The organism is Pseudomonas umsongensis (genome assembly GCF_002236105.1).
Lineage (GTDB): Bacteria > Pseudomonadota > Gammaproteobacteria > Pseudomonadales > Pseudomonadaceae > Aquipseudomonas > Aquipseudomonas umsongensis.
Genome location: NZ_NIWU01000006.1, coordinates 139,662 through 151,499, shown reverse-complemented (window position 1 = coordinate 151,499; position 11,838 = coordinate 139,662). Strand labels below are relative to the sequence as shown.

The window sequence follows — 11,838 nt, the reverse complement described above, 5'->3', positions numbered from 1 at the left end:
ACGATGGAGCCGATACTCGAACTGGCGAGCGCTCGATTGCTATTGCGGCAGTGGCGCGATGAGGATTTGCCGGAGTTTGCCGCGATGTGCGCCGATCCACAGGTCATGCGCTATTTTCCCGCACCCTTGAGTCGATTGGAAAGTGCCTCGTTGATTGGCAGGGTTCGCGAGCACTTTGCCGAGCACGGTTTTGGCTTCTGGGCGCTGGAGCGCAAAGACACCGGCCAGTTCATCGGTTTTACCGGTCTGGGCGTGGTCGGTTTCGACGCGCCTTTCACACCGGCCATTGAAATCGGCTGGCGCCTGGCGCGCGAGCATTGGGGCCTGGGTTATGCCAGCGAAGCGGCATGGACCGCTCTACGCTGCGGGTTTGATCGCCTGGTTCTGGATGAAGTCGTGTCCTTTACCACGGTCGGCAACCTGCCTTCGCAGAAAGTCATGCAGGCGATCGGCATGCAACACGATCCGGCCGATGATTTCGATCATCCCAGGCTTGCCCTCGATCATCCCCTGCGTCACCACGTGCTGTATCGCATCAGCCGCGAACAATGGCTGCAAACCTTGCATGGATAACCTGGCACGGACGTTTACAATGGCCCCTATGTTGGCACGGGCCAGAAAGTGAATCGACCGACGCAGCCAGGACTGCGCGGCATTGCGTTGTGTGAGGAGAGTCTGAATGAGCCAAGTGTTGGATGATCTGGTTGACCTGCTGAGCCTGGAATCGATCGAAGAAAACCTGTTCCGCGGCCGTAGCCAGGACTTGGGTTTTCGTCAGCTGTTCGGCGGCCAGGTGCTCGGTCAGTCGCTGTCGGCAGCCAGTCAGACCGTTGAAGAGGCGCGCCATGTGCATTCGCTGCATGGTTATTTCCTGCGCCCGGGCGATGCCAAGTTACCAGTGGTTTATTCCGTGGACCGCGTGCGCGACGGCGGCAGTTTCAGCACTCGCCGGGTCACGGCGATCCAGAAAGGCCAGCCGATCTTCACCTGCAGTGCCTCGTTCCAGTACGACGAAGAAGGTTTCCAGCACCAGACCCAAATGCCGCAAGTGGTCGGACCGGAAAACCTGCCATCGGAACTGGAACTGACCCAGCAACGCGCTCACCTGATCCCCGAGCACATGCGTGAAAAACTGCTGTGCCCGAAACCGATCGAATTCCGGCCCGTCACCGCGGAAGATCCCTACAACCCGAAAGCCAGCGATCCGATCAAATACGTCTGGTTTCGCGCCGACGGCGCCTTGGCCGACTCTCCGGCATTGCACAAGTATCTGCTGGCCTACGCCTCGGACTTCGGTCTGCTGACCACCTCGATGCTGCCCCACGGCAAATCGGTCTGGCACAAGGACATGCAGGTCGCCAGCCTCGACCACGCATTGTGGTTCCACGCCGACCTGCGCGCCGATGACTGGTTGCTGTATGCGATGGACAGCCCATGGGCCGGCAACTCTCGCGGCTTCTCCCGTGGCAGCGTGTTCAACCGCGCCGGGCAACTGGTGGCCTCGGTCACCCAGGAAGGCCTGATTCGCCATCGCAAGGATTGGGCATGAGCCTGGCCGACGTACGTCATTGGGTGTTCGACATGGACGGCACCCTGACGGTGGCTGTGCATGATTTCGCAGCGATTCGCATCGCGTTGGCGATCCCGCCTGAAGCCGACATCCTGACGCATCTGGCGGCGCTGCCGGCCGATGAAGCCAGCGCCAAACACGCCTGGCTGCTCGAGCACGAGCGCGATCTGGCGCTAGGTTCGAAACCGGCCCCGGGGGCTGTGGAGTTGGTGCGTGAATTGGCCGGGCGCGGTTATCGCCTGGGCATTCTCACGCGCAATGCCCGTGAACTTGCGCATGTCACGCTGGAGGCTATCGGCCTGGCCGACTGCTTTGCGGTAGAAGATGTGTTGGGTCGCGATGAGGCGCCACCGAAGCCGCATCCAGGAGGATTGCTGAAACTGGCCGAAGCCTGGAAGGTGTCGGCCAGCGATATGGTGATGGTCGGTGATTACCGTTTCGACCTTGATTGCGGTCGTGCGGCGGGAGCGCGGACGGTGTTGGTCAACCTGCCGGATAATCCGTGGCCGGAGTTGACCGATTGGCATGCGAGCGATTGTGTCGAGTTGCGGCAGATGCTGTCGGTGTGATTTTTAAGGGGCAAAGATCGCAGCCTGCGGCAGCTCCTACGGAAACAACGCCTGCTGCCCCTGCGGTGAAGTAAACATCCCATCTCCGTTATGCCCGACCCCGGGCACTTCAATCAGTTGCTGCTGCAACCCTTGCGGTTGCAGCCGCTTCAGGTAAGCGAAGTAGTAGCGCCCTCGGGCCAACCGATACGGCCCCTGGGCCTTAGCCTCGCAGGATTTATCCAGCGCCGGGTGGTTCGGGTCGACGTCCTGCTGCCCCAGCAGATAAACGATGTTGCGCTTGAGGTACTTTTCCTGCAGCAGCGCGGCAGTTTGTCCTTCTGCGTAGGCAGGTAGATCTGTCAGACCGTATTTCCAGCGGTTGAATTGCGGGCAACCCGCATGACTGAAGGCCACTGGCCGACGCTCATCGAAATAGGTGTAGGAAGAGGGGTTAGCGATCACGTAGCGCACCTGCACGCCGGCGGTTTCCAGGGCGGGCTGGTCGTGGCCCAGCAAGGCGTAGCGCTGAACCACTTGAGCGCCCGCCGAATGACCGGCAATGACGATTTGCTTCAAGTCCGGAAATTGCTGGCGATCACCCAGGCGGGCAATGATTTCGTCCAGCGCTTCGTAGGAACTCAGGCGAAAAGGGGCTGTGGATTCACCGCCCGCCATCCACTCATTGCCTTGCCAGCGCAAGACGGTGTCCGCTACCGGGTGCTGTGCAACGTCGTCTTCATTAAGAAATTGCGGCGCGATCACCAGGGTCGTAGCGCTTTGCCCGGCCAGTTCGGCCGCGCGTTCGGCGCTCTGGAGGTAGGTCTGCGCATTGCGCAAGCGCCCATGGACGATGATCAATACCCGCTCGATTTTTGGCGGGGCCGGGCTGATGCCCACCGCTATTTCACCGGACTTTAACAACAGGCGCCCGGGGCTGATTTCCTTGACCCCATGCTCCGCAGCCTGGGATGTTGTGCAGGTAAACAGTAAGACTAACCACCACTTTTTCATTTACAGATTTTTCGCAGCAAAGGTATCGCACTGGCCAACCTGGCCCTGGGCGAATCCGGTTTTGAACCAGCGCACCCGTTGCGCTGACGTACCATGGGTAAACGAGTCCGGCACCACACGGCCCTGACCTTGTTGCTGCAAACGATCGTCGCCGATGGCGTTCGCAGCGTTTAACGCTTCTTCAATATCGCCCGGCTCCAACCAGTTCAGGCGCTTCTGCGCGTTGTTGGCCCAGACTCCGGCCAGGCAATCGGCTTGCAGTTCCTGGCGCACCAGCAACCCACCATCGCCTTCCATCTGCCGGCCTTGCTGGCGGGCAGCCTGGATCTTTGCCGAAACACCGAGCAAGGTTTGTACGTGGTGACCGACTTCGTGAGCGATCACATAGGCCTGGGCGAAATCGCCCGCGGCGGCAAAACGCTGCGACATCTCCTGGAAGAAGGTCATGTCCAGATAAACCTTCTGGTCTGCGGGGCAATAGAAGGGGCCGGTTGCCGATGTCGCCAGTCCGCAGGCCGAATTGACCCGATTGCTGAACAGCACCAGGGTCGGATCCTTATATTGCCGGTCCGCCTGCTGGAAAATCTGGCGCCAGGTGTCTTCGGTATCACCGAGAATTGAGCGGACGAACTCGGCCCCTTCATCAGTGGCCGGTGGCGCCTTGCGCGTCTGCGACGTGGTGGGCGCCGATTGTTCGCTCATCTGCCCGGTCAGTTGTCCGAGAATCTGCATCGGATCCTGGCCGGTGATCCAGCCGATGCCCACGATCAGCAGGATCGCCGTCAGGCTCAGGCCCTTGCCGCCACCAAAACGCATCCCGCCGCCACCGCCGCCGACATCATCGCCACGGGCATCGACCACGTTGTCGCTGCGTCGGCCTTTTTTCCATAGCATGTGGGAATCCTCTGATGTTGCGGGTAAAGAACCGTGGGATGAGTGTTGCTGCTCAGTTGGAGCGGCGCCAGTCCGGTCGTCAGACAGCCATGAGCGGCAGCGGTTCTATCCAGGCCGCGACATTAGAGGCTTCATTGACGGGCGGGTATCACAGCACGTCGGCGGCGAAGGTGTCACAGGCCTCCGGCAGGCCTGTGGCGAAACCGGTCTTGAACCAATTCACGCGCTGCAGAGAAGTGCCGTGGCTGAAGGTCTCTGGGCGAATCTGGGCATTGCGCGCTGCCTGCAACTGGTCGTCTCCGAACATTGCCGCGGCATGCAGTGCAGCTTCAATATCCCCCAACTCCAGCCAGTCCAGGCGCTGTTGCGCATGGTGCGCCCAGACACCGGCCAGGCAATCGGCCTGCAACTCCGCACGCACTTCCAGCCCGCCATCGCCACTGACGGGTTGTTGCTCGAGCAAGGCTTTTTCGAACGGTCCGGAAAGGCCCAGCTCAAGCTGCACGTGATGCCCGATTTCGTGAGCGATGATGTAGGCGCGCGCGAAGTCACCGACCACTGAAAACTGCTGCTCAAACGTGCGGAAAAATTCGAGGTCGAGGTACACCTGCCGATTGCCCGGGCAATAGAACGGGCCACTGCCGGAGCTGGCGAAACCACAGCCCGAGACCACACCATTGTTGAACAGTGTCAGGGTGGGATGTGGATATTGCCGGCCCATTTGCGCGAACAGTTGGTTCCAGGTGTCTTCGGTATCGCCCAGTACCGACTGGACAAACGTTAACTGCAGATCTACTTCAGGCTCGATCGATGGTTGAGGGAGGGGGCGATCCAGGGTGTACGAGGGTTCGAGCTTGGTAATGTCTGCTGGCGTGTCCTGTGTCGAATAGAGCCCGGCGCTGGCCAGGGCGACGGCGGCCAGCCCAGCGGCCAATGTGGTCCCTGTAAGCGTGCGGGCATCCTTGCCCTTGCGTATGTCGTTCACGTTTTTGCTGCGTCTTGCCTTGTTCCATAGCATGTTGACGGTCTCTCATAGATTGATGGGGCGTATAGCGCCGGTCTATGAATAACCGCACTGGCAAAGGCGTGTGGGTGAAATGTGTAAGGTTTGGTGAGGCCACAGTCATTGCGGCAGGTGTCGCACAATGAAAGTGGCTTTTTCGCGGTTATCGATCGAACGCGTCCCACACCGGTGCAAAGTCCGGACTGACCAGACGCTCGCGCTTGGACAGGCCGGCGATCAGCGCACGGTCCTGATCATCCAGGTTGACGGCAAGCGCTGCCAGGTTGGCCAATTGGTTGGCCTCGCTACTGGCCTTGGGGATAGCTGCCACGTTGGGTTGATCCAGCAGCCATTTGAGTGCGACCTGGGTCGGCGATACCCCGTGCTTGGCGGCGATCTGTTGGATAACCGGAACCTCCGTCACCCTGTTGCGTGCCAGCGGCGAATAAGCCGTCAGTGCCAGATCGTGTTGACGGGCGTAGTCCAGCAGTGCGTTTTGCCCAAGCAGCACGTGGTACTCGACCTGAATGGCGGACAACGGCGCGGCGAGTTCCTCGACGACGGTGCGCAGCAGGGGGAGCGGAAAATTCGCCACGCCAATATTGCGCGCCAGCCCTTGCTCCTTGAATGACACCAGGGTTTCGATCGTACGCGGCAAGTCCCAATCGGTGCTGGGCCAATGGATCATGAAAAGGTCGATGTAGTCGCTGTGCAAGGCCTTGAGGCTGCGGTCCATGGAATGGCGCATGGCGTCGGGTTGTAACTGGTCCCACCAGACCTTACTGGTGACGTGGATTTGTTCTCGGGGTGTCGGACTGTTCAGCAGCGCCTGACCGACAGCGTCCTCATTGTTGTAGGCAGCAGCGGTATCGATGTGTCGATAACCCAGCGCCAGGGCCTGTTCCACTGCTCGCGTGCACGCTTCACCGAGCATCGGCCAGGTGCCGAGGCCGAGCTTGGGCATGTTCAAACCCTGTGCGTTAACGATGTGCTGCATAGTCGATCTCCTTTTCATAAGCAGTGACGCCGGCGATATGACGCGCGGCGATGTAGCCGAACGTCAGCGCCGGCCCCAGGTTGATGCCGCCAGCAGGGTAGTGGCCGCCCATGATGCTGGCCATGTCGCCTCCCGCCGCGTAAAGGCCGGTGATGACCTGGCCCGAGTCGTCGAGGACCTGGGCGTGTTGATTGACCTTGAGCCCGGCAAAGGTGCCGAAACAACCCGGTTCGACTTTCACCGCATAGAACGGTCCTTGCTCGATCGGCGCAACGCAAGGGTTGGGCTGCTGCAGCGCATCACCCTGTTTGCGGTTATAGGGCGTTGAGCCGCGTCCGAACTGCGGGTCCTGGCCGTTGCGCGCGTGGCGGTTGTAGTCCGACACGGTGGTGCGCAAGCCGACCGGGTCGATGCCGCAAGCCTGTGCCAATTCCTCCAGTGTCTTGCCGGTTTTCAGATAACCACTGCGGATAAAGGATGACAGCGGCACCGGAAACGGCCGGGAAATACCCAGGCCATAACGTCGTTGAAAGCCATGGCTGCAGATCAGCCAGGAGGCCACTTCTTCGCCGGGCGGGGCGCTGGCGACCATGGCTGTCACATAGTCGTAGTAGCCGTTGGCTTCGTTGACGAAGCGTTGACCGTTGCTCAGCACACCGATGATTCCAGGCTTGCCGCGCTCGATGATGTGCGGGAAGTGGCCGATACTGCCATCACGGTATGGCACTCGTGAAACCGGAGCCCAGGCCACCGGCGATGCCTGGTTGGTATCGACTTTGGCGCCGGCGCTCTCGCCCAGCCGCAGGCCATCGCCAGACACGCCGAGGGGCGGCAGTGCCAAGTGTTCGTGTCCGGTTGGTGTACGGGGGAAGAGGGACTTGCGCCGTTCGACGTCATTGGCAAAACCGCCGGCCGCGAGCACCACCGCCCTGCTTGCGTTGATACGGATCGAACCCTTTGCAGTGCGAACCACCGCGCCTTGTACCCTATCGTTGGTGCGCAACAACTCAGTAACGGGGGCTGATTCCCACAGCAACACGCCAAGATCGTCGGCGGATTTGGCCAGGCGCGCTACAAGCGCCACGCCGTTGACCAGTTGCATCGCCCGGCCATGCACGACAAGGTCGAGCAGATGGCGAGTGAAACGTCGGGTAACGTGCCAGGCCGCCGGCAACGAACGGGTCAGGTTGAGAAACGCGGCAAGGTCTGCGCCCGCCATGATCGGCATGCCCATGAAGGAAGTTTCGCGCATGGTTTTGCGCAGGCGCTTGAGCAGCTTGCCGACGTTGCGCGCGTCATAAGGCGCGGCGATCACCGAACGCCCACCGGTACCGGCGCCCGGCGTGTCGCCGTGAATGTCGGCAATCGCGTTGCCATCGGCGAATTGCAGCGAGGTGTGCTGTTCGAAGAACGTGACCATGCGCGGAGCGGCTTCAAGGAAGGCGTCGATCATTGCCGGGTCATAGCGATCACCCAGTTCGTGTTTCAAGTAAGTGCGCGGTTGTTCAACGTCTTCGACGATGCCGGCCCGTCGGGCCAGGGGATTGCACGGTACCCACGCCCAGCCACCGGACCAGGCGGTGGCGCCGCCAAAAACCGGGTCCTTTTCCACCACTATCACTTTCAGGCCATGCCAAGCGGCCGTCACGGCTGTTGCCAGGCCCGCCGCACCGGAGCCGACAATCAGCACATCGCAATCGATGTCGGGGGAGCAGTACGGTTGGGCAGGCATGGTTTGAAACTCCGCTGTGGTTTATTTTGGAATTGAATTCCATAAAATATATGAGGCAGAAAGAGGGACGGCAAGACTGAACTGTATAAAACGGGCGGTTATCGCACGGGCAGTTCCAGATTTCGCATTCCTCAGGTTCTCTTCTAGAATCGAACAAATTTTGCGTGGACATCCCCATGGCTGGCAGTCAGATCGAACGTGTTTTCAGTGTGCTGGAAAGCCTCACCAGCGACCCTCGTGGCCTGCCGATGCAGGTGCTGGCGGAGCAGTTGGACATCCCCAAGAGTGCTACCCACCGCTTGCTTGCCGAGCTGATCCGCCTCGGCTACGTGCGGCAGAATCCAGAAAATTTGCGCTACCACTTGTCGACCCGGTTGGTGGCGATGGGTTTCCGCTATCTGTCGAGCAGCGGCGCCGATATCGTGCAACCGGTGCTCGACCGGTTGGCTCAGGAAACCGGCGAACTGGTGCGTCTGGGAGTGATCGAAGGCGAGCGCCAGACCTGGATCGCCAAGTCCCAGGGGGCTCGTTCCGGCCTGCGTTATGACCCCGATATGGGCCGGGATGCGCCGCTGTTCTATACCGCTTCCGGCCATGCCTGGCTGGCGTGCATGAGCGATGCCGAAGCGTTGTCGCTGGTGGAGCGCCAGGCAGCGGCCCCGCCGCTGGAGCTAGGCCCGAATGCCCCAAGGTCCAACATTGAATTGCTTGAACGCTTGCGTCTGGCACGGGAGCAGGGCTACGCCTGTGTCGAGGAAAGTTCTGCGGTAGGTACCTCGGCGATTGCCGCGGTGGTGCGTCATCCCGGTGATGGCCGGGTGATCGGCGTGCTCAGCATCGCCGGGCCGAGTGCGCGGATGCCGGGGGCGCGGCTGCATGAATTGGCACCGTTGTTGTTAGCGTTTACCGAGGAGTTGTCGGCCGCGAGTCTGGCCTCAGAACTATTTAGCTAAAGCCTCTACAAAACCCCTGTGGGAGCGGGCTTGCTCGCGAACGACGGAGCGTCAGTCAATATTTAAGCTGTATGACACACCGCATTCGCGAGCAAGCCCGCTCTCACATTTGATCTGTGTTGAGCTTTTTAAAGCTGTGCGCTGTTCGAACACTTTCAATGTGCGCGTGTGTAAGAATCTGGAACTCGGTTCTAAATTGTTGATGTCGAACCTTTCAACAACAATCACAAGAGGACCGCACCTTGAGTTCACCATTGCGAATAGCCCTTATCGGCACTGGCAATATGGGCCAACAGCATTACCAGCAGCTGAAAACCCTCAATGAAGCGACTTTGTGCGCAGTGGCCGACCCCGGTCCGCACGCATCGGGTCTCGCGAAGGAATGGGGGGTGGAGTATTTCGCCGATCATCTTCAGATGCTGGAGCAGGCGAAGCCTGCGGCCGTCATTATCGCCAACCCGAACGTGCTGCACGTCAACACCGCACTCGATTGCCTGGCTGCCGGCGTACCGGTGTTGCTGGAAAAGCCGGTGGGCGTGCACCTGGATGAGGCCCGTGAGCTGGTGACTGCCTCTAAATCGAGCGGTGTTGCGGTGTTGGTCGGTCATCATCGACGCCACAATCCGTTGATCGTCCGCGCCCATGAACTTGTCCACAGCGGCGCGTTGGGCCGATTGAGCACCGTCACCGCTCTCTGGCAATTGCGCAAGCCCGATAGCTATTTCGAAACGGCCTGGCGCCGTGAACCCGGTGCGGGCATGTTGTTGACCAACCTGATCCACGACCTGGATCTGCTCAGGCATCTGTGTGGTGAAGTTCGCCAGGTGCAGGCCATCACCAGTAATTCCGTTCGGGGGTTTGCCAATGAGGATTGCGCGGCGGTGCTGTTGCAATTCGACAACGGTGCGCTGGGCAGCCTGACCGGGTCCGATGCGGTGGCGGCACCCTGGAGCTGGGAGCTGGGCTCGGGGGAGAACCCGGTGTATCCACGCCAGGCCGATCAACCGTGCTATTTGCTGGCGGGAACCGCTGGGGCGCTGAGCATCCCGCAGCTCAAGCATTGGCACTACACGCAAGCGGACGGTGGATGGCATCAACCCCTGGTCTCGACTGACGAGCCTTTCAGTGTCGATCAAGCGCTGCGCTTGCAGTTGCAACACTTCGTGCGCGTTGCACGTGGGGAGGTCGAACCGCTGGTGAGTGCCGCCGATGCAGCCCGCACCCTGGCGCTGGTCGAGGCGATTCGCCAAGCCGCTGAAACCGGGCGCGCCTGCGCACCGGCCTTGATCGAGGATTGACCATGAGTGAACGAATCTTTTCCCTGGCCAGTCTGACTGTGCTGGAGTTGTCACCACCGGACATGGTCGAAGTCGCGGCACGGGCCGGTTACAGTCATGTCGGCTTACGCCTGGTGCCAGCGACGCCAGAGGAACACCATTTCGCGTTGGTGGCCGATGAAGAGCTGCGGCGCCAGACCCTGGCACGTCTGCGCGATACCGGCATTCGTGTCCTGGATGTCGAGATCCTGCGGCTGAAACCGGACACCGTTGTTGCCGATTTCGAGCGGGTGCTGGCAGTGGGTGCCGAATTCGGTGCCAGTGAATTGCTGGTGGCGGGTAACGATCCTGACGAGCAACGAATGACAGAGAATTTTGCCCGGCTGTGTGATCTGGCGGCGCCTTACGGGTTGCATCCGCACCTGGAGTTCATGCCCTGGACCGACGCGCGCGATTTGCAGCAAGCCGTGCGCATCGTGGAAAAGGCTGAGCGCGAAAACGCGGCGGTGCTGGTCGACGCCTTTCACTTCGATCGCTCTGGATCGCGGCTGGAAGATCTGGCCAGGGTTGCCCCCTCGCGGTTACGGTATGCGCAGTTGTGTGACGTGGCGGGTCCCAGGCCGCAAGACATGGCAGAGATCTTGCGGCAGGCGCGTAATGAACGGCGTTTTCCCGGCGACGGCGATTGTGATCTGCCGGGGCTGTTGCGGTGTTTGCCGGCTAACATTCCATTGAGCCTGGAGATTCCCACCGTGCGACTGCTTGAGCAGGGCGTGAGCGGATTGGAACGAGCGCAAATGGCGTTGGATAAAACCCGCGAATTGTTGGCGCGGCTGTAAGCGGTGCTGCGCACCTATCGTCGGAGTGCCGCCCAGGCCAAGCCACGCTCCCACAGATTCTTTGCTGATTCCTGGGGGCGTGGCTTGCCTGTGAGGCTTTGACTTTTGATGTACACAAAGGAACCCCAATGACCGTCAGCACCCCGCTTTCCGGCGTCAACAAACCCTTCAAAGGGATCCTGCTGATCGTTGTCGCAACCTTCCTGTTTTCCAGCCATGACGCCATATCGAAGTACCTTTCCGGGTTCTATCCGATTGTCATGGTGGTCTGGGCGCGTTATGTGGTGCATACCTTGCTGATGGCGGGGATATTCCTGCCGCAATCCGGGCTGCGTGTGCTGCGTACCAAGCGGCCGCTGCTGCAACTGGTTCGGGCGTTGTGCCTGCTGGGTACCAGCCTTTTTTTCACCACGGGGTTGATGTACATCCCGCTGGCCGAGGCAACCTCGGTCAACTTCCTGGCGCCGGTGCTGGTCACGGCATTGTCGGTGCCGTTGCTGGGGGAGAAGGTCACCCGAGGCCAATGGCTGGCGGTGATTTGCGGGTTTATCGGGGTGCTGGTCATCGTCCATCCCGGTGGTGATTTGTTCACCCCGGCGGTGCTGCTGCCATTGTGCTCGGCGCTGTTTTTCTGCTTCTACCAACTGCTGACCCGCAAGCTCAGTGAGATCGACAGCCCGACCACCAGCAACTTTTTTGCCGGGCTGTGCAACACCTTGGTCATGAGTGCACTGGTGCCGTTCTTCTGGCAGGTGCCGACCTTGCTGCACGGCGCAATGATGCTGGCGCTGGGTGCCTGCGGCATGACCGCGCACCTGTTCTTGACCCAGGCCTTCCGCCATGCGGCGCCGGCCTTGCTGGCACCCTTCAGCTATTGCCAGATCGTGTTTGCCGGCCTGCTGGGCTGGCTGCTGTTTTCCCACACGCCGACCCTGACCACCATCGTCGGGATCGCCATAATTTGCTGCAGTGGCCTGGCGGCGGCATGGCAACAAAGCCGCCGTTGAGGTC

12 protein-coding genes are annotated in these 11,838 nt (G+C 60.6%); 7 read left to right on the top strand and 5 right to left on the bottom strand.

Going from position 1 to position 11,838, the window contains the following annotated elements; all coding sequences use genetic code 11:
- Positions 1 to 3: 3 nt before the first annotated feature.
- The 3 genes from PSUM_RS25105 (at position 4) to PSUM_RS25095 (ending at position 2,139) form a co-directional block, all read left to right on the top strand.
- Positions 4 to 573, top strand: coding sequence for a GNAT family N-acetyltransferase (locus PSUM_RS25105; protein ID WP_083349783.1), 570 nt, complete (start codon positions 4 to 6; stop codon positions 571 to 573).
- Positions 574 to 679: 106 nt separating this feature from the next.
- Entirely contained in the window at positions 680 to 1,549 is an 870-nt protein-coding gene (gene tesB, locus PSUM_RS25100; protein ID WP_020798711.1) for an acyl-CoA thioesterase II, read from the top strand.
- The gene (locus tag PSUM_RS25095; protein WP_020798710.1) at positions 1,546 to 2,139 is read left to right on the top strand and encodes an HAD family hydrolase; all 594 of its coding nucleotides are present in this window, start codon (positions 1,546 to 1,548) and stop codon (positions 2,137 to 2,139) included. The genes tesB and PSUM_RS25095 overlap by 4 nt, the downstream gene beginning before the upstream one ends.
- A 36-nt stretch (positions 2,140 to 2,175) precedes the next feature.
- On the opposite strand, the gene PSUM_RS25090 is transcribed toward PSUM_RS25095, so the two are convergent.
- The 5 genes from PSUM_RS25090 to PSUM_RS25070 all read right to left on the bottom strand — a co-directional run bounded on the left by PSUM_RS25090 (position 2,176) and on the right by PSUM_RS25070 (position 7,758).
- Positions 2,176 to 3,132: an alpha/beta fold hydrolase gene (locus tag PSUM_RS25090; RefSeq protein ID WP_020798709.1), complete on the bottom strand. Its 957-nt coding sequence runs from the start codon at positions 3,130 to 3,132 to the stop codon at positions 2,176 to 2,178.
- Positions 3,133 to 4,026, bottom strand: a complete 894-nt coding sequence (gene ypfJ, locus PSUM_RS25085) for a KPN_02809 family neutral zinc metallopeptidase (RefSeq protein WP_033043176.1) — start codon at positions 4,024 to 4,026, stop codon at positions 3,133 to 3,135.
- A 148-nt stretch (positions 4,027 to 4,174) separates the two neighbouring features.
- The gene (gene ypfJ, locus PSUM_RS25080; RefSeq protein WP_083349782.1) at positions 4,175 to 5,044 is read right to left on the bottom strand and encodes a KPN_02809 family neutral zinc metallopeptidase; all 870 of its coding nucleotides are present in this window, start codon (positions 5,042 to 5,044) and stop codon (positions 4,175 to 4,177) included.
- Positions 5,045 to 5,192: 148 nt separating this feature from the next.
- Positions 5,193 to 6,026, bottom strand: a complete 834-nt coding sequence (locus tag PSUM_RS25075) for an aldo/keto reductase (RefSeq protein WP_083349781.1) — start codon at positions 6,024 to 6,026, stop codon at positions 5,193 to 5,195.
- Entirely contained in the window at positions 6,010 to 7,758 is a 1,749-nt protein-coding gene (locus PSUM_RS25070; protein WP_083349780.1) for an FAD-dependent oxidoreductase, read from the bottom strand. The genes PSUM_RS25075 and PSUM_RS25070 overlap by 17 nt, the downstream gene beginning before the upstream one ends.
- Before the next feature lie 176 nt (positions 7,759 to 7,934).
- On the opposite strand from PSUM_RS25070, the gene PSUM_RS25065 reads away from it, so the two are divergent.
- The 4 genes from PSUM_RS25065 to PSUM_RS25050 all read left to right on the top strand — a co-directional run bounded on the left by PSUM_RS25065 (position 7,935) and on the right by PSUM_RS25050 (position 11,834).
- A complete protein-coding gene (locus PSUM_RS25065) occupies positions 7,935 to 8,711 on the top strand; it encodes an IclR family transcriptional regulator (protein ID WP_020798704.1) in 777 nt (258 codons plus the stop codon).
- A 242-nt stretch (positions 8,712 to 8,953) separates the two neighbouring features.
- Positions 8,954 to 10,009 (top strand): Gfo/Idh/MocA family protein, encoded by a 1,056-nt coding sequence (locus tag PSUM_RS25060; RefSeq protein ID WP_033043181.1) that lies wholly within the window; start codon positions 8,954 to 8,956, stop codon positions 10,007 to 10,009.
- 2 nt (positions 10,010 to 10,011) lie between these two features.
- Positions 10,012 to 10,827, top strand: a complete 816-nt coding sequence (locus PSUM_RS25055; RefSeq protein WP_020798702.1) for a sugar phosphate isomerase/epimerase family protein — start codon at positions 10,012 to 10,014, stop codon at positions 10,825 to 10,827.
- A gap of 128 nt (positions 10,828 to 10,955) precedes the next feature.
- Positions 10,956 to 11,834 carry a DMT family transporter gene (locus PSUM_RS25050; protein WP_020798701.1) on the top strand — a complete coding sequence of 293 codons (879 nt, stop codon included), beginning with the start codon at positions 10,956 to 10,958 and terminating at the stop codon, positions 11,832 to 11,834.
- Positions 11,835 to 11,838 lie beyond the last annotated feature (4 nt).